We start from the raw sequence: 21668 nt of genomic DNA, 5'->3' as shown, positions 1-21668 counted from the left end.
AACAAATCTCACTTTGAAATAGATACATAAAAGAAGCGCATGAAATAATTCATGCGCTTCTAATTTTATTAAGAAATTTACAAAAGATTAATCTCTTTTTTCTCTTGGTTTTCTATCGTCTCTACGATTATCTCTACTGCGATTGTCTCTACTACCTCTGTTATCTCTATTGTTTTCTCTTGGTGGTCTTGCTACATAACCTTCTGGTTTTTCTAACAATGCTTTACGAGAAACTTTTTCTTTACGAGTTCTTGGGTCTAATCCGAAGTATTTTACATCAAATACATCTCCCATTTTTACTACGTCAGAAACATTTTCTGTACGTTCCCAAGCTAATTCGCTAACGTGTAATAAAACTTCGTTTCCTGGAGCTTCTACATATTCTACAACAGCACCAAAATCTAACATTTTAATTACTTTCACTTCGTAAGCACTTCCAACTTCTGGTTTGAACATCATTGATTCAATACGAGCAATTACTTTTTCAATTCCTTCAGGGTCTGTTCCTAAGATTTCAATAATTCCTTCTTCAGTAACTGCATCTTCTGTAATAACAATTGTTGTTCCAGTTTCTTTTTGCAATTCTTGAATATGTTTTCCTCCTGGTCCAATAAATGCACCAATCAATTCATTAGGAATTCTTCTATTAATCATTTTAGGAGCATGCCCTTTTACTTCTACATTTGGAGCAGAAATAGTATCCGTTAACTTCTCTAAAATATGTAAACGACCATCACGAGCTTGTTTTAGTGCATTCACTAAAATTTCGTAACCTAATCCTTTTACTTTAATATCCATTTGACAAGCGGTAATTCCTTCAGAAGTTCCAGTTACTTTGAAATCCATATCACCTAAATGATCTTCATCACCTAAAATATCAGATAAAACAGCATAACGATCTCCGTCAGAAATTAATCCCATTGCAATACCAGAAACTGGTCTTGTCATTTGAACTCCTGCATCCATTAATGCCATTGTGCCAGCACAAACTGTTGCCATAGAAGAAGAGCCGTTAGATTCTAAAACTTCAGAAACAACTCTTACTGTGTAAGGACAATCTGCAGGAATCATTCCTTTTAATCCACGTTGTGCTAAGTTACCATGACCAACTTCTCTACGAGATGTTCCTCTTAATGGTCTAGCTTCACCCGTACAAAAAGGAGGGAAGTTATAATGTAAATAGAAATTTTCCTCACCTTCGTAAGATGGCATGTCTATTTTATTTGCATCTCTTGATGTTCCTAAAGTAACGGTTGCTAAAGCTTGCGTTTCTCCACGAGTAAAGATTGATGAACCATGAACTGATGGTAAGTAATCTACTTCACACCAAATTGGTCTAATTTCATCTGTTTTACGTCCGTCTAAACGTAAACCTTCTGCTAATGTTAATTCACGAACTGCAGATTTTTGAGCTTTGTTGAAATATTTACCAACCAATTCTCCGTATTCTGCTAATTCTTCATCTGTAAATGATGCTTTTAATTCTTCTTTTACTTCAGAAAATGCCTCAGTACGCTCTACTTTAGATGTTCCTTTTTTGGCAATTGCATAACATTTGTCGTAACAAAAAGCATGTATTTTTGAAGCTAATTCTTCATCTTCTCTTTCTCCTTCGTATTCTCTAGTTTCTTTTTTTCCGAAAGCTTCCGCTAAACGAACTTGAGCAGCACATTGAACTTTAATCGCTTCGTGTGCAAACTTAATTGCGTCTGCCATTTCTTCTTCAGAAATTTCATCCATTTCACCTTCTACCATCATTACAGAATCTGCAGAAGCTCCAATCATCATATCGATGTCAGATTCTGCTAATTGTGCTCTTGTTGGGTTGATTACAAACTCTCCATTTACTCTACCAACACGTGCTTCAGAAATAGGACATTCAAAAGGGAAATCAGATAATTGTATCGCTGCTGATGCTGCTAAACCTGCTAATGCATCTGGCATTACATCTTCGTCATGAGACATTAACTGAATCATTACTTGAACCTCTGAATGGTAATCTTTTGGAAATAATGGACGTAAAACACGGTCTACTAAACGCATTGTTAATACTTCTCCATCACTTGGTCTTGCTTCTCTTTTAAAGAATCCTCCAGGATATCTTCCTGCAGCAGCAAATTTTTCTCTGTAATCTACCGTTAACGGTAAAAAATCTACAGGACTTTGTTTGTAGTTAGATACAACTGTACATAACAACATTGCTTTACCCATTTGAACAACAACTGAACCGTGTGCTTGTTTCGCTAATTTACCGGTTTCTAATGAGATGGTTCTTCCATCTCCAAGGTCTATTACCTCGTTAAATACTTTTGGAATCATAAAATTTTAATTCTAAATTGATACTTTGTTTGTTGTTGTGTTGTTGTTTTGTTGTTGCTTTACTTCCAATGGAAAATCAAAATTGCTGTTACTAATTTTGAATTTTTATATATAAATTCTATTTGTTAAGTAGAATTGAATATTCTTAGATTTCTGCTTTCGTAGGAAAGACAAATTTTTGTTTTGTAGCAAGCTACAAGAAATTTATCATAATAAAAAAGAGGCACGTTTATAGAGCCTCTTTTTTGTTAGGTTTTATTTTCTAATTCCTAATTCTACGATAATCGCACGATATCTGTTGATTTCAGTTTTCTTTAGATAATCTAGTAAGCTTCTACGCTTACCTACCAATTTAACTAATGAACGCTCTGTGTTGTAATCTTTACGATTCTTTTTTAAGTGCTCAGTTAAGTGGTTAATTCTAAAGGTGAACAATGCAATTTGTCCTTCTGATGTTCCAGTGTCTGTTACAGACTTACCGTGTTTTGAAAAGATTTCCTCTTTTACTTCTTTCGTTAAATACATGCCAATATTATTTTAAATGATTTTTATGTATATCAATGATTTTTTCATTGAAGCTGCAAATATACAACTATTTTTATTTTTTAAGCTAAATACTAAATGATTTTGAAAATCTTAAAGTGATGGTAATTTGCTGATTAAAAGATTGTTATTCAGAAAAGTATTTTTAGTTCTTTTTTTAACTTCTGATAGGGTTGTTCTGAATTAAATCAATATATAAATTGATTTGCTCTTTTAAGTTTTTGCGTTCGTAAATCCCGTCTAAAAACCCATGTTCTAATAAAAACTCAGAACGCTGAAATCCTTCTGGTAAATCTTTTCCTGTAGTGTCTTTTACAACTCTTGGTCCAGCAAATCCAATTAAAGCATTTGGTTCTGCAATATTTATATCGCCCAACATTGCATAAGAAGCAGTAGTACCACCAGTTGTTGGATCTGTACATAAAGAAATATATGGAACCTTAATTTCTGCCAATTGCGCCAATTTTGCTGATGTTTTTACCAATTGCATTAAAGACAATGAAGCTTCTTGCATACGAGCTCCACCAGATTTTGAAATCATTAAAAAAGGAATTTTATGCTCAATTGAATGATTGATTGCTCTTGCAATTTTTTCTCCAACTACAGAACCCATTGATCCTCCAATAAAAGTAAAATCCATTGCTGCAATTACGATATCTTTTCCTAAAGATTTTCCAACAGCTGTTCTAACAGCATCTTTTAATTTGGTTTTTTCCTGTGCGGCTTTTATTCTATCTGGATACTTTTTAGTGTCTTCAAATTTTAAAGAATCTACAGAAGTCAGTTTTGCATCTAATTCTTTAAACTTATTGTCATCAAAAAATAATTCAAAGTATTCTTTACTTCCAATTCTTACATGATAACCATCTTCTGGGCTCACATATAAGTTTCTTTTTAATTCTTCAGTATCTATAATTTTACCACTCGGAGTTTTGTACCACAATCCAACTGGAATGTCTTTTTTATCTTCTGTAGCAGTGTGTATTCCTTTTTCTATTCTTTTAAACCAAGCCATTGTATAGTTGTTTTAAATTTTAAATGTAAATAATAATCGGCTAAAATAAGATAACTAATTGAGATTATGCAAGTGTATTTACATTGTTTAAATCTTCAAAAGCTGTTTTTAATCGATTTTTAAAAGTGATTTCACCTTCACGAAGCCATTTTCTAGGATCGTAATGTTTTTTATTTGGCAATTCTTTTCCTTCTGGATTGCCAATTTGTGTTTGTAAATAATCTTGTTTTGTAAGAATATAATCTCTAACTCCTTCTGTAAAAGCAAATTGTAGATCGGTATCAATATTCATTTTGATAACTCCGTAGCCAATTGCTTCTCTAATTTCTTCAACGGTAGAACCAGATCCACCATGAAAAACAAAATCAATTGAATTGTGATCTACATTGTATTTTTTTGAAATATATTCTTGAGAATTTCTTAAGATTTTTGGTGTTAGTTTTACATTCCCTGGTTTGTAAACTCCATGAACATTTCCAAATGCAGCTGCAATTGTAAATCTTGGACTTACTTTCATCAGCTCTTCGTAAGCATAAGCAACTTCTTCTGGTTGTGTGTACAACTTAGAAACATCAACATCAGAATTATCTACACCGTCTTCTTCACCACCAGTAATTCCTAATTCAATTTCTAAAGTCATTCCTATTTTGCTCATACGAGCTAAATATTTTTTACAGATTTCAATATTTTCTTCAATAGGTTCTTCTGATAAATCGATCATATGAGAACTATATAAAGGTTTTCCTGTTTCAGCAAAATGTTTTTCGCTTGCATCTAGCAAGCCATCAATCCAAGGTAATAATTTTTTTGCTGCATGATCTGTATGTAAAATTACAGGAACTCCATACAATTCTGCCATTAAATGAATGTGTTTTGCTCCAGCAATAGCTCCAGTAATAGCGGCTTTTTCATTTTCGTTAGACAATCCTTTTCCGGCATTAAACAAAGCACCACCATTTGAAAATTGAATAATTACAGGCGAATTCAATTCCATTGCTGTTTCTAAAACTGCATTTACAGTGTTAGAACCAACAACATTTACCGCTGGTAATGCGAATTTTTTAGCTTTTGCTAATTTAAAAATCTCTTGAACAGCATTGCCTGTTGCAACTCCTGGTTTTATTGAATGACTCATGTTGTGTTGTTTAAAATCTAAAAATAGTTAGACCAAAAATAGTCAATTTTTAAAGAATTTTATTCTGTTTTTTATCATTTATTACAATTCGGTATAGAATTTATAAAAGTGAATTAAAGAGCTTAAAAAGGATAGTTGATCCCTATATTATATACTGCATTGTTAAAGTTAAAGTTTTTAAACCATTTATCTCCAGTTAAATAGGGTTCGTGGGTTTTAAATCCAACATCTAAACGTAACACTAGAAAATTAAAATCGTATCTAGCTCCAAAACCAGAACCAATAGCTATTTGTTTTAAAGCTTCGAGGCTATTTAATTTTGCTTTCGCATCTACAAATTTAGAATCTGTTAACTCCCAAATATTACCAGCATCAATAAATAAAGCTCCTTTTAAGCTGCTTATTAAATCGAATCTGTATTCTAAACTGGTTAAGAATTTAAAATTACCAACATTGTATTCTAATCCTGGCGCCGTAGATCCTGGTCCAAGTTCATAAGTTTTCCAAGCTCTAATGTCATTTGATCCACCAGCAAAATAACTTTTTGTAAACGGAATGTCAGAATTTCCATAAGCTAAAACAACTCCTAAAAAAGAGCGAAATCCTAACACAGAATTTCTAGAAACATCCCAAAATTGTTTGTATTCTATATCTGTTTTAAAATATTGTGCAATGGGTGTATTTGAAATTGTTTTTACACCAGTACTATTTTTTTGATTGCTTAATAATGAAACAAAATTACCAGAATTTGCAACTCGTACTCTAAAAAAAGAGAAGTTATTGTCTTTGTATGTTGTTTGATTACTGTAAGTATATGTATATGCAATTGTTGGTACAATAAAGTTAGAGGTAATAATATTGTATCGATTATTTACATTTCCATTAGCATTATACTCCGTTGGATTGCTAGCTTGAAAGTTTGAATCTGCACTTACTGTATTCATAAAACTAACTGCGTTTTGTTTTGACAATACAAAATTTGGATCGTAAGTAGTTGCTACCGGTTTTAGTTTTTTAAACTCAGAGCTGTAAATATTAAAATATTCACTTGTGTTTAAGTTTCTGATATATTGAATATTAAATAATTCTAAGTTGATAGATTTCCGTTTGTTAAAATCCCATTTATAATCAATAATGGCGGTAACGGTTTGTTTGTCTAATCCAATATTTTTTTGAATTCCTGTTCCGACAGATAATATTGTTCTTGGAGACATTTCTTTTGGTACAAATCGATTTAATCCGAAAGGAGCAAAAAACCGTGGAATTTCTAAAGAAGCATCAACACCTAGTTCCCAAGCATTAAAAAAACCAGTTGAATTACTAAATTGTGTAGAGGTGTTAAAGAAAGAACCAATAAATGAAAACTTAAAGATTTCTGCGCCTTTAAAAGTATTTCTGTTGGTAATTGAGAATTTTTCTGAAACGCCTAATTTTCTAATATTAGAATGGGTTAGTTCGGTGTCTGTACCAATTGAATATTTTTCATTTGGAGTTAATCTAATATCGGCAATTAATAAATTAGAATCTTTAATTTCTGAGTATTTAATGTTTATTGATTTAAAGTTTTTAAGTGATTTTAAATGACTTCGTGTTAGATTTCTTAACGTATCGCTGTAGGTTTGATTTGGCTTTATAAAGATAGATTGCGATAAATATTTTGGATTGTATTTTATTTTTTGATGTGCAAAATAATGAATTCCGTTGTAAGAAACAGAGTCTAAATAGGGTTCGCCTTCTGTGTTAAAAGAATAGTCTGTAAACACATTTATCTTTCCAATTTTTTTTACTTGAAAAGGTTTGTAAGCATTTCTTCCATTTTCATCCGTAAGATATTTATCTGCAATTGTTACAAAAACATTTGTTTTGTGGTCTGTTCTTGTGCTGTCTGGATAAAATCGGATGGCATTATCAATAAAATTATAAACTCCAGAATTTCTAAAAAGTTCTGTAATTCTTGCGGCTTCTTTTATAAAGTTTTGATCGTTGTATTGATCTCCGGTTTTTAAAAAAGTGTTAATGGTGTCTCTTTGATAAATTGCTTTTAAAACGGAAGACGGAATTTGTCTTGTAATTGTATCTAAATAAAAAGGTTTCCCTCTATTAATGATATAAGTGATTTTTGCTTTTTTCTTTTTTAACGTATCTTTTGTTGCCCTTACTTTATTTTTAAAGTACCCTTGAGTAATATAATAAGAATTTAAGTTTGTAACCGTTTTACTGGTTTTTAAATCATTAATAACTACAGGTGATTCGCCACTATTTAAAAACCAATTATTAAAATTAATATACGATTTTGCTACACCTATACTTTGCTTTTCTGAAAATAAATTTTTAAAAAAAGTATATTTTTTTGGATGTAATATTGCCCAAGCTTTTGGTGTTCTAGGCGAAGTTGGATTTCCAAGGTTGTAAAAATATAAAGAAATAGGGATCCCTAAAGTTCTAGAATTTGGTTTTTGCAGTACATAATCTAACAACTCACTGTCTTTGTTTTTCTTGCCATCAACTAAAATTGTTGTAGCTTTTAATAAGTGCTCTTTTTCTGGAACTCTTTTTACAGAGTTACAAGAAGCAAGTATTAAAAATATAAAAAGAGAATAAGAAACTTTTTTCATTAGCTTTGTACAGACTATAACTTGGTTCAAAAGTACTATTTTTAGATGGTTTTTCTAATTTAAAATTAATTAATGAATTTATCAAAGAATCACATTAAACTTATAACTAGTTTACAGCAAAAAAAGTATCGCCAAAAACACAAATTATTTGTTGCCGAAGGCGTAAAAGTTGTAAATGAATTGCTCAATTCTACTTTTAAAGTTGCGCAGCTTTTTATAACTGATGATTTTGAGGTTTCTTCTGAAACAGAAAATACTATAATCGTTTCTGAAAAGGAACTAAAAAAGATAAGTCAACTTAAAACACCCAATAAAGTTGTAGGGTTATTTGAAATTCCTGAAACGCTTTCAACTCAAAATACTGGAATCATTGTTGCGCTTGATGCGATAAACGATCCTGGAAATTTAGGAACAATAATTCGTTTGTGCGATTGGTTTGGCGTACAAAAACTCGTTTGTTCTACAACAACGGTAGATTGTTACAATCAAAAAGTTGTGCAAGCATCTATGGGTTCTTTAACGCGTGTAGAAATTATTTATACGGATTTAATTGATTTCTTAAAAGAAACGAAACTGCCAATTTTTATTGCTGATATGGAAGGCGAAAATGTCTATAAAAGCGATTTGCCAAAAGAAGCAGTTTTGGTGATGGGAAATGAAGCAAACGGAATTTCTGATGCAATTAGGAAATTGGTTGATGCTAAAATCTCAATTCCAAGATTTGGAAATATTCAAGAAACAGAAAGTTTAAATGTTGCAACCGCAACTGCAATTTTATTAAGTGAGTTTAAGAGAAATGTCCAATAAACAGTTTTCAGTAAACAGTTTTTGAATCATAAAAAATTAAGCCTTTGCCACTTTGAACCTTTACAACTAATTTCTACTCAAAAGCAAAATTCAAGAAAACACCACGAGTTCCTAAAAAGTTGACTGGAGAAGTCCACTGACTATTTGCGCTGTCATCATATTTCAATTCATTATTCAAAGCAAATACACCGCGAATTGAAGGAGAAAATTTAAAAAAATATAAATAAATATCGATTCCAATTCCAACTTCGTACATAAAATTGTGCTTTTTCATTCTAAATTCTCCACCAGAATTGTCATTTGCATTTCTTTGATTGCTAGAAAAATTATAATCATAAGAAATTCCAGCTAACAAATAAGGTCTCACATTATCCATTCTGTCTGTACTAAATTTAAAGACAAAAGGAATGTGTAAATAGGTAGAGCCAATTTGTCGAATGCTATCTCGTTCTGTGTTGATGTGCGTAAAAGCTAAGGTTTTAGAATTGCTAATTAAACCTGGCTCAAAACGTAAATTAATATTTTTGTGCAAACGTAAATCGGCAATTAAACCAACATTAAACCCACTAGTTGCGGTTACGCTTATATTTGCGTTTGCGTAATTACTTGTTTTGTAATCGATCTTAAAATCGTTCTGATTTATACCAAGGTAAAACCCATAGTGTAATTTTTTTTTATCAAAACTAGGTAAATAATCTACTCGATCTCTTTGTGCAAATAAAGAATTTGAGAAGATAAAAAAGAGCCCTAAAGAAAGTAATTGGATTGGTTTCATAGGTTACTTTGTAGCTGTATAAATTGATGCTACACCAAAAGTTACGGGTGTATCTGTTGCAGTAGTAAACCCATTTTTTAGTAAAATATTGTTGAATTTTTCTCCAAAAGGAAAAGAATTTGCAGATTCTGATAAATACGAATACGCAACTTTATCTTTAGAAAACAATTTGCCAATTATTGGAAGTATCACTGAAGTGTGAAAGCGATATCCTTGTTTGTACGGAAATTTTGTTGGGTTTGAAGTTTCTAAAATCACCAATTTTCCGTTGGGTTTTAAAACACGTTTAATCTCTGTTAAACCTTTGTCTAAATTTGCGAAATTACGAACGCCAAAAGAAACGGTAATTGCATCAAAAGTTTCATCTTTAAAAGGCATATTTTCAGAATCGCCAACAATCATTTCTATTTTGTCTGATAAATTTGCTTTGGCAATTTTTTGTTTCCCAACGTCTAACATTCCAGCAGAAATATCTAAACCTGTAATTTTATCAGGATGTAAAGAAGCCATCATAATTGCTAAATCTCCAGTTCCAGTTGCAATATCTAATATTTGCTTCGGATTATTTTCGCCAACAATTGCAACCACTTTTTTGCGCCATTTCACATCAATTCCGAAAGAAATAACACGATTTAAACCATCGTAGTTTTCAGAAATATTATCAAACATTTGAGCAACTTGCTCTTTTTTTCCTAATTCTGAATCTTTGTATGGATTTATTTTTTCTGCTGACATTTTATATTTGCTTTAGGCTTCAAGCTATATGCTGTAAGCCAGTAAATAGTTCATTTTTAGGTTTTTTTTAAACTTTTAATTTTACTTTTCCCTTTGGGAAATGTCCAAAGGACAAAAGGATTATCCGTTTATTGCAACAACTTCGTTAATTTGATTGGGTAACATTTCTTTTAGCATCGTTTCAATTCCGTTTTTTAACGTCATTGTTGATGATGGACAACCGCTACAAGCGCCTTGTAAAACAACACTTACAATTTTACTTTCTTGGTCGTAAGATCTAAACGCTATGTTTCCTCCATCAGAAGCTACAGCAGGTTTTATATATTCGTCTAAAATACTAACAATTTTTGCAGAAGTTTCGTCCAAGTTTTCTGGAGTTAACTCTACTGATTTTGTGCTTTCTTTTTTTGCTTTAGGGATTTGCTTGATAATAATTTTATCTTCTTGTAAATAAGTAAGAATAAAAGCTCTTAATTCTGGATGAATTTCATCCCATTCTACCATGTCAAATTTTGTAATAGACACATAATTTCCGGATATAAAAACCTCTTTTACAAAAGGAAAACGAAATAAAGCTTGCGCTAACGGAGATGTTTCGTTTGCTTCATCAATATTTTTGCATTCAACATCTGTTGTTGTCAATGATTTTGTAGCTGCAAACTTCATTACAGACGGATTAGGTGTTACTTCAGTATACACTTCAATCGTTTTCTTTTTTGTGGTTTCAGGTTCGCTTACAACGCTATTTCCGTCATTTAAGTATGCCTCAATTTGCTCTCTAACTTCTTCTTGAACATCGTTCCATTCAACAATATCATATTTTTGAATTGCAATAAAATTTGCAGTAATAAAAACCTTTTTAACAAATGGCAAATAAAATAATTGTTGAGCTAACGGCGCGTTTTTTGCTTCGTCAATATTGGTGAATTCATAACTTCCGCCATTAATTAAAATAGAAGTACTTGTGAATTTAATGATAGAATCGTTGTTTGTATTTTGTATAGAAATAGCTGTTTTGCTCATAATAATATCTGCGTTGTTTGGTTGTGTTTTACCAAACAAATGTTTGACAAAATTAAGGTAAAAATATGAATGAATAGCAAAGACCTCAAAGGTTTATTTCCGATGAGGTCTTACTTGTTTTTAGTATTAATTATTTTATAAATTGATGCTTAACGTTGCTGTTAAAATTCGATTATCAATTTTTAAATCTGCTGCGTTTACTTGATTGTATTGAGGATAAAAATTATACAATTGCGTATTTGTTTTGTTTTGATAAGCGAAATCTAATTTTACATTTCCAAAACTATAACCAGCTCCGTAAGAATATCCTTTTATATTGTCAGATTTAATTGCATTTGCATCTGGACTTTGAGAATAATGATATCCGCCGCGTAAACTAAGTGATTTAAAACGCCATTCTGTACCAATATTTAAAGTATATGTGTTTCTTAGATTGTTATTAAAAAATTGATTTTCTACAGTGAAATCTGCGTTAGAAAGTTTCAAATTTTTATAATTACTTAATGTGTAATCTGCACTAATCAATCCGTTTTTTCCAAAAATATACGCAATACTTGCTGTTGTTTTTGCCGGAGTTTTTAATTTGTATGAAAACGCTTGAGTAGGAAAATAGTTGCCTGCTGTATTATCGTAAATAGTATTGTTATTAGAGGCTATAATCTCTGTGTCGCCTAAAAAACCATCATTATTTAAAATATTCGTTTCTTCATTTATTTCTGTAAACCAAATAGGTGTTTGATAAGAGAACCCTAAACGTAAGCTTTTTGTTGCTTTGTAAATTGCTCCAGCGCTTAAAGAAAACCCAGTTCCTACCGTGTTGTTTTCTTGATAAAATTTTGCATTTAACACATTTCCCGAACCATCGTTGTTTTGTTCCTTTAAAAATGATTGTTGAGAAAACTTTAAATCATAGGTGTTTATAGAGGCTCCAAGATATAAATCGTTTTGATAGACACCAGAAAGAGCAAAATTATATTCAGTAATTTTACCTTTATAAGCAGTGTTAAATTGTTGGGATTCTGAGTTTACATATTGGTTTTTAGGATTTCCAGTATCTAAAGGGAATTCTGTAAATGTAGCAAAACCGCTATTTCCGTTTGCAATAAAATTTGTATCGTAATTATTTCTGATAGAATAATTAAAACTAAATGCAAACTTAGACCAATCACTATTTGTATAGCTATTGTAAACAAAAACGGCTCCAGCTTGAGAAAACTTAAAATAACCTTTTTGCATGGTTGTAGAATTTCCGTAGTACTTAGTGTTTATTTCTGCAGATCTAGAATTTAATGATGCTGTAAATACACTGTTTTTAAAGACAGCACTACTGGCAGGATTTATTTTTACCGCACTTACATCTCCACCTAAAGCACCAAATGCGCCACTCATTGCATTGTATCTTGCAGAACCTGTATTGTTGTCTTTTGAAAATAAGATTGCCAAATCTTCGTAACCTAAACTTTGCGAAAAATTAGGCAAAGAAATTGCACAAAAGAGTACAAATAATGTAACTTTTTTCATTTTTTTAAATTTAAATCTTGATTGTTAATTCCCTCTCCTTCTAGAAGAAGTATTGTTTCCTTTAGAGCTAGAACTTCTTACAGTTGAACCTCTATTAGAAGAGGTATTTGATCTGTATGATTTATTTGAGCTTGAAGAACCTCTTCGAGTTGAGTTGTATGTTTTTTTATTAGAAGAATTGGATCTATTATTTACAGAAGAATTTCGTTTTGTATTTGATCTTCTTGTTGTATTTGTAGAATTTCTTCTTGAGCTACTATTGTTGTTCTGTACAGAGTTGTTTCGTCTTCTGGTGTTATAATTTGTATTGTTATAAACAGATTTAACTCTTTTATTTATTGACGAAGCTCTTCTGCTTGAATTTGTGTTATTGTAAAAAGAAGTATTTCTTCTGCTTGAGGTGTTTACAGAATTTCGTTTTGTGTAAGTATAATTTCTATTATTGTTATCATATCTTGTATTTCTGTAATACGGATTATAATAATAAGGAGAATAATAAAAATTATAAAATCTGTAATTATTATAGTATCCATATTGAAAAGGATAATAGGTGTAATCGCCATAGAAACCATGTCTAAATCCCCATTGATATCCCCAATAAGGGTCATAATCATAAAAATCCCAATAATTTCTAAACCTATTTCTTACATTAATATTGATGGTAACATTATCATCATTGCTGGTAGAGTATCCCCAAGGATCATTGTCGTAATCATCATTTAAATTATCGTAAGAAGTATAATCATCTGCATCCGTAAAAACAGTATCTTCTGTGATGTCATTAAAAGCATTAATTTCTTCTTTAAAATAACTGCCCTCTGTTTTTGGTTGTTTATTTGTGTGATTTACAATAACAACATTTTCTCTTACGGTATCGTCATCATAAATTCCATCATTAGTATAAACACTTTGGTAGGTTCCACACGATACTAAAATTAAATTTGCAATAAATGCAAAGCTAAGATAGTAAGCTATTTTTTTAGGATATGATTGAGATTTCATAATATGAGTTATCAGATTAATATTGTTTTGCAAAAAAATTAAACTTTGATTGGGACACTAATCTTTTTGCATTAGTTTTGTGCAGGATTTTAATCCACACTAAAGATAACAAGTTTTATGCCAAACTTTTAAAATATGGGTAAGAAGTTAACAACAAGAAAAGAAGATTATTCTAAATGGTACAACGAATTAGTTGTTAAAGCTGATTTAGCAGAAAACTCTGCCGTTAGAGGATGTATGGTGATAAAACCTTACGGATATGCTATTTGGGAAAAAATGCAAGCAGAGTTAGACAGAATGTTTAAGGAAACTGGACATGAAAATGCGTATTTCCCTTTGTTTGTGCCAAAAAGTTTGTTTGAAGCTGAAGAAAAAAATGCAGAAGGATTTGCCAAAGAATGTGCTGTGGTTACGCATTATCGATTGCAAAATGATCCAGATAGACCTGGTAAACTTCGTGTAGATCCAGAAGCAAAACTAGAAGAAGAATTGGTGGTAAGACCAACTTCTGAAGCAATTATTTGGAATACCTATAAAGGTTGGATTCAATCTTATAGAGATTTACCTTTATTAATAAATCAATGGGCAAATGTAGTTCGTTGGGAAATGAGAACACGTTTGTTTTTAAGAACAGCAGAATTTTTGTGGCAAGAAGGTCATACAGCTCATGCAACTAAAAAAGAGGCAGTTGCAGAAGCAAAACAAATGCAAGAAGTATATGCGGAATTTGCAGAAAATTTTATGGCGATGCCGGTCGTAAAGGGTTTAAAATCAGAAAGTGAACGATTTGCGGGAGCAGAAGATACGTTTACAATTGAAGCATTAATGCAAGACGGAAAAGCATTGCAAGCAGGAACAAGTCATTTTTTAGGACAAAATTTCGCCAAAGCTTTTGATGTAAAATATACTTCTAAAGAAGGAAAGCAAGAATATGTTTGGGCAACTTCTTGGGGAGTTTCTACCCGTTTAATTGGGGGGTTAATTATGACGCATTCTGATGATTTTGGATTAGTGTTACCTCCAAAATTAGCGCCAATTCAGGTGATAATTGTGCCAATTTATAAAAATGATGAACAATTAGAGGCTATTTCAGAAAAAGTATCAGAATTTGTAAAAGCATTTAGAGAAAAAGGAATTTCTGTTAAGTTTGATGATAGAGATACATTTAGACCTGGAGCAAAATTTGCTGAATATGAGCTAAAAGGAGTTCCTGTAAGAATGGCTTTTGGCGCGAGAGATATAGAAAATAATACCGTAGAAGTTGCTCGTAGAGATACATTAGAAAAACAAACTGTTTCGCAAGATGTAGTTGTCGATTTTATTGAAGATTTGCTAAATCAAATTCAAGAAAACCTTTTTAATAGAGCTATTGAGTATAGAAGTAAGCATACTACAGAGGTCACAACTTTTGATGAATTTAAAGAAGTCATCGATACAAAAGGTGGTTTTGTTTTAGCGCATTGGGACGGAACAGAAGAAACCGAAGACAAAATTAAAGAAATTACAAAAGCAACAATTAGATGCATCCCAAATGATGCTAAATTTGAAGAAGGAATTTGCGTGTTTTCCGGGAAAACATCAAGCAGAAAAGTGTTGTTTGCAAAGGCATATTAAAATTCTATAAAAAAAATTAAAATTTTATTGCAGAGTTTTAAAAACGTTGTATATTTGCACCCGCAATCAGCAATAAGATTGTAATGGTCCGTTCGTCTAGGGGTTAGGACGCCAGGTTTTCATCCTGGTAACACGGGTTCGATTCCCGTACGGACTACAAGTTTTAAAATAAACTAAAATTAAACATTATGGCAAATCATAAGTCAGCTTTAAAAAGAATTAGAAGTAACGAAGCAAAGAGGTTAAGAAACAAGTATCAGCATAAAACGACAAGAAATGCTGTAAGAAACTTGCGTGCAGTTGAAGACAAGAAAGAAGCCGAAGCGTTATTACCTTCTGTTATTGCGATGTTAGACAAGTTAGCAAAGAGTAATATTATCCATGAAAACAAAGCGGGTAACTTAAAATCTAAATTAACAAAGCACGTAGCTGGATTGTAATTTTTAGATTAAAAAAAATGTAAAAAAGCGTTCTGAATTTTCAGAACGCTTTTTTTATTTTTATATGTCCCGTTCTAAAATAAGTTGACACAAAAACGACTTATTTATGAAGTATTCAGAAAACTCAAGAAAGAAGTGCGCCCAAGGTGATTACAACTTTGTTTTTAAATTGTCTATAGTTTCAAAAGTAGAAAAAGAGAACATTTTTTATAAATCTTAAAAATAATTATACCAACTAACATATTTAAAACATTGTCTTCAAAAACATCCAGATCTGTTAAAACAATGCAGGTTAACAAAACCAGAAGAAAGCAATGTTCTGGTTTAATTTTAGTATAATCTGTAAACCTATTTTAGGACGGCTCTGTGAATTGGAATTAGTAATTCCACATATCCATTTCTCTATTTCTAATATCCTCTTTAATCTTGTCTGCTTCTAATAATTGAAATAAAGAATTTCCTCTCAAGTAGTCAGATATTTTACGATTGTCATAAATATTTTCTGTTCTTACAATAAACGATGCAAAACGCCTAGCGTTTAATAAATGATCAAAAGAGATTGGATGCGATGAATTCCTCGGATTAAATACTTTAGCTTTATGTAAAAGATCTCTTGCCGATGGATAAAAAACCCAAAACAATTCATATAAATTATCATCTTCAATTTCTGAAACACCCAACGTTTGTACATCTGGACCTAAAGGAGCAATGGCTAATAATCTATATTTTAATTCTCCTTGTCTTTTATCAAAATACCACATTCCTTTAATTTTAAAGGCAGTGATATCTTGTGTGCTAATTTTAAATGTATCTATGTTATTTCCGTTTTGTCTAGCATTAAATAACTTCCCTGCAATTTCTTGTCGGGTAATTTTAGAGCCAAAGAAAGAATCAGAATAAGCTTCCTTAATTTTCCCTGTTCTAATTCCTTTATATAAGGTGTCAAACAACGACCTACGATCATTAGAAATATTAACAGTATCAATCGGAAAATAATAGGGGAGATTTATTTTTTGATTTAAATCAATTATCTCCCAAACCACCTTAGACCATAAAATATCTCTATCATCTATATAGCCATAAGGTAGGGGGGTATCATTATCCGTCAACAATTGTTCCTTTGTTTTCCTCCCAATCTGATCAACAGTTTTTGAGTTTAATAGACTAGCTTGTGCATTCATTATCCCTGAGGTAATTAATGCTAAAAAAACAATATAAAAACGTTTCCCATTCATACTACTTAATTTAATCTTAATTTGAAATTTCAATAATTACAGGCAATACTTTCTTTAATTTGTAGGAAGTGTTGTTTTTAATTACAGCTTCTATATCAAAAATTGTAATTTGATCTCCTCTTTTTGCTCTTGCTAAGACTTTCTTTGCTGCTGCGTTAAAGGCTGCACCATTAACTAATACTGTTAATTGCCCTGGAACCTTCACCTTAAAACTAGTTACTTTTAGTTGTAAGTCAAAAACAAAATCAGGTAACCCAGCGCCAATTGCTGCTCTTGCTACACTAGTTTTTGGCATTCTCACCAAACCAAACTCATTTCTAACCGAAGCTTGAGCAGCTGGAATATCTTTTACTCTAAACTTTTTAGATGAGTTTATTTTTTTTCCACTAGAAAGTGTTGCTCCAACATTAATAGTCATTTCAGTTCCTTTCCCTGCTTTTATAATATAACTTGAGCCATTTGGTATAATATTTCCTCCTGTTGCCGTAACTTTTAAATTATTATTACTAACACCGGGTAATGAAACAGAAACAGGGTTATCAACTCCTCTGTATACAACATTCATTGCATCTGCAGAAATAACTGCCTCATTAGGTTCTGGTATTACAGTATATGAACTATTAAACTCAACATCTACTTCTTTATTATTCTCTTTGAAAGTAATTTTACCTTTGATATCATTGTCACCTAACTTATTGGCTCTTAAATCTAAAATTACTTGACCAGCATTAATATTTGTATAATTACGCCCGTTTAAAGTTACTTTATCTGGAATCATACTTGCATCATAACGACCTAAAACAACTTTCCCGGTCACTTTTTCTCCAACATAATATGCTGTTTTATCAAGTTGAACAATCCCTTTATAATTACTTAAAGAAACTTCGCTTTCAAGTTGACCACTTAGCATGGTGGTTAAGACATTACTTTCGCTATTTTTAATATCAACTTGCATTTGAGTTAATTTAGTTAACGAAGCTACTAAAGGAAAACTTTCAAAATGATAGTTCAACCATTTTTTTGTAACCCCTTCTCTATCCGTTTGGTCTTCTGTGCTAAATAAATTTGATATAGAATTTGCTAAGCTTTTATACTCAGTGCCTAATGCCGAAACAACACTTGTTCTATATTCATTTATTTCATTTACAAACTCAGTTCCTGTTTTAGAATATTTATCACCTTTAAAGAAATTTTCATCTAAGAAATCTCCTCTATCCATAACTTCATAATTCTTTTTATCTTCTTGATCAAACAACATTTTTGCTTTTAAACTATCAATATAAACATTAAGTTTATTTGAAGCATCTTTAATTTTATCTGCCTTCTGCTTAAGTGGCTGATATTTTTCTGGTTGATCTTTTGCTTTTGTATTTAACCTACGATATGCAATTTCATTCTTTTGGGTTGTAGAATGGTTGTTTTTGGTTAGTTTTTCGTTGATTGAACCAAAAGCTGTTAGCACTTCTTTTCCCATGCTTAATGCCATCATTGCAATAAACACAAGATACATTAAGTTTATCATTTTTTGTCTTGGGGACATTTTTCCTCCTGCCATATCTAATTAGTTTAGTTATAAATTATTACTAATTATTTGCTTGACATTGCAGATAACATACCACCATAAACTCCATTTAAAGAAGCCATATTGTCGGCTAACGATTCCATTTGTTCTTTTAATTTCTCAGAATTTTCTGCTAACGAATTGTTTAATTCTGTTTGCTTCGTAGTGTTTTCCATTTGTATTTGATACAAACTTGTTAAAGATTCCATTTGAACAGCAGCTTTAGACATTTGCTCATTATAACTATTTGTTGTTGTTATAGATTCTGATAGAGCAGATAATCCTTCTGTTGCTCCTTTAAAGTTTTTAAAGCTATCCGTTAAGCCTTTTATTAATGAACTATCTAACTCTGCTTCTCTTAATATAGTGTCTAATTTTTGAGAAAGCAACCCATGCGCCCCTGTAGCTTCTTCATCAAACTCTCCTAATTCTGGATACACCTTACTCCAATCTAAGTCATCGTCAACAGGTTCAAATGCAGATATTATAAATACCAATGCTTCTGTTATCATTCCAATCATTAGCATTTCATTTCCAAATTTCCAGTGTAAAATTTTAAAAAGTGCTCCAAGAATAACAATTGCCGCTCCTAGACCATAAGCCATATTCATTATTTTCTTACTTCTTCTTGATTGTGCCATAATTTTATTTTCAGGGGGTTATAATTAATTTATTTGTTTCTTCCATAAATTTTACCCAAGTAGTTTTGCACGGTTCTAAATCCGATATAACTTCTTGCAGTATCTGCATATTCGTAATCTCTAGAACTTACTTCTAAAAAGTAAGCTACGTCTTTCCAAGAACCACCACGGATAATTTTTTTATTATTATTTCTATCTTCCACATTAGGATTCATCGTAGAACCCAGATAATACGATGACATATTATAAGATGAATTTGTCCATTCTGACACATTTCCTGCCATGTTATACAATCCATAATCATTGGCATTGAACGATTTTCCTTCCATTGTGTATAGAGCTCCGTCAACAGCATAATCTCCTCTTACGGGTTTAAAATTTGCTAAAAAACAGCCTCTATCACTGGTGATACTTGGCCCTCCCCAAGGATATTTTGCGAAATTTAATCCTCCACGCGCCGCATACTCCCATTCTGCCTCTGTTGGAAGTCTAAAATTGGGAACTGCTATTGTATTTTTTCTAGTTCTAAGGTAATCATTTTTATATTTTGTTCTCCAATTACAAAAAGCACTTGCTTGATACCAATTAACACCAACCACAGGATAGTCTCCATACGCTTGATGATAAAAGTAGTCTTGATGCATTGGATCATTGTAAGAGTAATTAAAATCTTTTATCCAAACAGTAGTATCTGGATAAATATTTAGCGTTTCTGTACGTAAAAAATTCTTCCTATTTCCACCTCTTTTTAAAGCAGCTTCTTTGTCAAACCAAAAATATCTATAATTTAAAAACTTTGGATTAAAACTTCTGTTACCATCTATTGCTTCACCTTTTTTAATATATAATGAGTCCATTACTTCTACATAATTTACGTCAGGATATTCATTTTTATTCCAAATAATATCAATGTCTTTTTTTAAAGGTCTTAACGAATCTAATCCTCCACCAATATCATAATAATTTTCTAGCATATATTTGTAATATGGAGTTGCATTTGTTGTATCAATTGCCACAAATGCGAAGTCATGAATTCCGCCACTCAAAGGTGTTCCATCTGCATTTCCGTCAGAAAGCAAGGTCACTTCGGCAGCTTTATATGCTAATTTTGTTCTTACAACAGAATCTCTAACCCAATATACAAACTGTTTATATTCATTATTGGTTATTTCTGTTTCATCCATATAAAATGGACGTACAGTTACTGTACGACTTGGAGCACTTAATGCCCCCATAACATCTTCATCTTGCTTTCCCATCGTAAATGAGCCACCAGGAATTAATGTCATTCCCATAGGTTTTTCCGAGAACCATTTCTTTTTAGAACTAACACCTGTTAATTCTCCCCTATCATTAGATCCACAACTATAAATTGTGGTTACTATCAGTGCAAATAATGCTACTCTCTTCATATGTATATAATCTTTCCTCAAAAAGTTCGTAAACCTATTATTTTTTTTTATAAAAACCAATCGTTTTAATACTTTATATTTCTATATGTAGTATTGTAATCGATATTTGTTTTTACATTAATTTTCTTAAAGCTTTGTACCACCTTTCCGGTATTTTTTGTTCAATTGCCTCAAGGTAATCTTGATATGTACATGGTATTAACGCATGTCTTTTGTATTTATTATTTGTACTAATATTTATCTCCATCCACCATCTTCCGCTTTTATCACTTTTATAAAAATTAATTGGATCGTCATTTTCTATTAAAACAATAAATTTCTGATACGTTTTTTTTGTGCAAAAAGGATAATCTTTAGCTCTAAAATTCACACCTTCAATAAAATACCAAATCATTTGCGCAATTAAATGTGCTGTTTGATTGTTGTTATCGAACTTGGAATTGTATTCATAAATCCCAAATGATGTTACTTTATCGCTAATTCCTGCATACCTAGAAATAGCACAAATTTCTTCTCCGTAAAATCCATTTGGAGAAGCGTTGTTATTTGCTGGTGCATCGCTTTGACGAACTGAACCTATATCAATACTTACAATATCTGCATCTCTCATTATTGGTTCTACAACGGTTACATCTTTAACCTCTCCTAAACGATAGGTGTCAAAAAATAAACTATTTAACAAATCTAATTCTTCTTGCGAATTGTAATAAGTTTGATAACCAATGTTACTAAAATTGAATAAATTATTTGGTTTGTCTAATATAATTTTACTCAAGTACGATCGAGAATTTAACCCTTCTTCTACAGATTCTATATCAAATTTATTATCTACAGAAACTAGATTTACGGTTTGTTCAAGAGAATCGTACGCTCTATAATTAGCGTATGTAATGTCTTGACTTCCTCCAATAATAATCGGAATTATTTTATTTTTAATTAAATATGTTGTTAATGAACTGACAGCAAAATAAGTGTCTTCTACAGAATTTCCTTTGATAATATTTCCTAAATCTGCAATCTTAGTATGCCAATTCCCTGGAAATAATTGATACAAATGTTTGCGAATTTCATAAAGATTTTCTCCACAATTTATATTGTCAACTGCATTTCTATCTTCTTGAACACCAAAAATTGCAATTTGAACACCTTCTAATTCTGGAATGCCATTTTGGATTGAATGCACTTGCATGTTCCTACCCAAACTCTGTGCAGATTGAAGCACTAAGTGAGCAATGATCGTATCTTTTATAGGGATTAAAAAATCGAAGTTCATTT

The 21668-nt window shown here is 31.4% G+C and carries 18 protein-coding genes and 1 tRNA gene; 4 read left to right on the top strand and 15 right to left on the bottom strand.

The features are described from left to right. Window positions 1-87: 87 nt before the first annotated feature. The 5 genes from KCTC32516_RS01750 to tamL form a co-directional block, all read right to left on the bottom strand. Complete coding sequence (locus KCTC32516_RS01750) at window positions 88-2319, bottom strand: polyribonucleotide nucleotidyltransferase (RefSeq protein WP_301401622.1); 2232 nt, start codon at window positions 2317-2319, stop codon at window positions 88-90. Window positions 2320-2574: 255 nt separating this feature from the next. After that, a complete protein-coding gene (gene rpsO / locus KCTC32516_RS01745) occupies window positions 2575-2844 on the bottom strand; it encodes a 30S ribosomal protein S15 (RefSeq protein WP_301401621.1) in 270 nt (89 codons plus the stop codon). Window positions 2845-3019: 175 nt separating this feature from the next. Further along, a complete protein-coding gene (gene accD / locus KCTC32516_RS01740; RefSeq protein WP_301401620.1) occupies window positions 3020-3877 on the bottom strand; it encodes an acetyl-CoA carboxylase, carboxyltransferase subunit beta in 858 nt (285 codons plus the stop codon). A gap of 64 nt (window positions 3878-3941) precedes the next feature. Then, the gene (fbaA, locus tag KCTC32516_RS01735) at window positions 3942-5012 is read right to left on the bottom strand and encodes a class II fructose-bisphosphate aldolase (protein ID WP_301401619.1); all 1071 of its coding nucleotides are present in this window, start codon (window positions 5010-5012) and stop codon (window positions 3942-3944) included. 122 nt (window positions 5013-5134) lie between these two features. Next, the gene (tamL, locus tag KCTC32516_RS01730) at window positions 5135-7627 is read right to left on the bottom strand and encodes a translocation and assembly module lipoprotein TamL (protein ID WP_301401618.1); all 2493 of its coding nucleotides are present in this window, start codon (window positions 7625-7627) and stop codon (window positions 5135-5137) included. 72 nt (window positions 7628-7699) lie between these two features. Between tamL and KCTC32516_RS01725 the strand changes: the two genes are divergently transcribed. After that, complete coding sequence (locus tag KCTC32516_RS01725; protein ID WP_301401617.1) at window positions 7700-8434, top strand: TrmH family RNA methyltransferase; 735 nt, start codon at window positions 7700-7702, stop codon at window positions 8432-8434. Window positions 8435-8507: 73 nt separating this feature from the next. Here KCTC32516_RS01725 and porT read toward each other — a convergent pair whose 3' ends face one another. The 5 genes from porT to KCTC32516_RS01700 form a co-directional block, all read right to left on the bottom strand. Next, window positions 8508-9209, bottom strand: a complete 702-nt coding sequence (gene porT / locus KCTC32516_RS01720; protein WP_301401616.1) for a type IX secretion/gliding motility protein PorT/SprT — start codon at window positions 9207-9209, stop codon at window positions 8508-8510. 3 nt (window positions 9210-9212) lie between these two features. Next, complete coding sequence (ubiE, locus tag KCTC32516_RS01715; protein ID WP_301401615.1) at window positions 9213-9944, bottom strand: bifunctional demethylmenaquinone methyltransferase/2-methoxy-6-polyprenyl-1,4-benzoquinol methylase UbiE; 732 nt, start codon at window positions 9942-9944, stop codon at window positions 9213-9215. A gap of 120 nt (window positions 9945-10064) precedes the next feature. Beyond that, the gene (locus KCTC32516_RS01710; protein WP_301402712.1) at window positions 10065-10967 is read right to left on the bottom strand and encodes a NifU family protein; all 903 of its coding nucleotides are present in this window, start codon (window positions 10965-10967) and stop codon (window positions 10065-10067) included. Between the two features lie 135 nt (window positions 10968-11102). Further along, window positions 11103-12488, bottom strand: a complete 1386-nt coding sequence (locus KCTC32516_RS01705) for an OmpP1/FadL family transporter (protein WP_301401614.1) — start codon at window positions 12486-12488, stop codon at window positions 11103-11105. A gap of 24 nt (window positions 12489-12512) precedes the next feature. Next, entirely contained in the window at window positions 12513-13490 is a 978-nt protein-coding gene (locus KCTC32516_RS01700; protein WP_301401613.1) for a hypothetical protein, read from the bottom strand. A 135-nt stretch (window positions 13491-13625) separates the two neighbouring features. Between KCTC32516_RS01700 and proS the strand changes: the two genes are divergently transcribed. From proS to rpsT, 3 genes are all read left to right on the top strand, one after another. Next, the gene (proS, locus tag KCTC32516_RS01695) at window positions 13626-15104 is read left to right on the top strand and encodes a proline--tRNA ligase (RefSeq protein WP_301401612.1); all 1479 of its coding nucleotides are present in this window, start codon (window positions 13626-13628) and stop codon (window positions 15102-15104) included. A gap of 85 nt (window positions 15105-15189) precedes the next feature. Then, window positions 15190-15261: transfer RNA gene (locus KCTC32516_RS01690), tRNA-Glu, on the top strand. A 31-nt stretch (window positions 15262-15292) separates the two neighbouring features. Continuing rightward, entirely contained in the window at window positions 15293-15544 is a 252-nt protein-coding gene (gene rpsT, locus KCTC32516_RS01685) for a 30S ribosomal protein S20 (protein WP_301401611.1), read from the top strand. 377 nt (window positions 15545-15921) lie between these two features. Here the strand turns inward: rpsT and porN are convergent, their stop codons facing one another. The 5 genes from porN to KCTC32516_RS01660 all read right to left on the bottom strand — a co-directional run bounded on the left by porN (window position 15922) and on the right by KCTC32516_RS01660 (window position 21666). Further along, complete coding sequence (porN, locus tag KCTC32516_RS01680; RefSeq protein ID WP_301401610.1) at window positions 15922-16779, bottom strand: type IX secretion system ring subunit PorN/GldN; 858 nt, start codon at window positions 16777-16779, stop codon at window positions 15922-15924. 16 nt (window positions 16780-16795) lie between these two features. Further along, the gene (porM, locus tag KCTC32516_RS01675) at window positions 16796-18334 is read right to left on the bottom strand and encodes a type IX secretion system motor protein PorM/GldM (protein WP_301401609.1); all 1539 of its coding nucleotides are present in this window, start codon (window positions 18332-18334) and stop codon (window positions 16796-16798) included. Window positions 18335-18366: 32 nt separating this feature from the next. Next, the gene (gene porL / locus KCTC32516_RS01670; RefSeq protein ID WP_301401608.1) at window positions 18367-18981 is read right to left on the bottom strand and encodes a type IX secretion system motor protein PorL/GldL; all 615 of its coding nucleotides are present in this window, start codon (window positions 18979-18981) and stop codon (window positions 18367-18369) included. Window positions 18982-19010: 29 nt separating this feature from the next. Further along, window positions 19011-20393 carry a T9SS ring complex lipoprotein PorK/GldK gene (porK, locus tag KCTC32516_RS01665; RefSeq protein WP_301401607.1) on the bottom strand — a complete coding sequence of 461 codons (1383 nt, stop codon included), beginning with the start codon at window positions 20391-20393 and terminating at the stop codon, window positions 19011-19013. Window positions 20394-20505: 112 nt separating this feature from the next. Beyond that, window positions 20506-21666: a formimidoylglutamase gene (locus KCTC32516_RS01660; protein ID WP_301401606.1), complete on the bottom strand. Its 1161-nt coding sequence runs from the start codon at window positions 21664-21666 to the stop codon at window positions 20506-20508. Between the last annotated feature and the right edge of the window lie 2 nt (window positions 21667-21668).

The sequence above is a fragment of the Polaribacter huanghezhanensis genome (assembly GCF_030444335.1).
GTDB classification, from domain to species: domain Bacteria; phylum Bacteroidota; class Bacteroidia; order Flavobacteriales; family Flavobacteriaceae; genus Polaribacter; species Polaribacter huanghezhanensis.
Note: the sequence above shows the minus strand (reverse complement) of the source record. Positions and strands in the feature narration are given on the sequence as shown.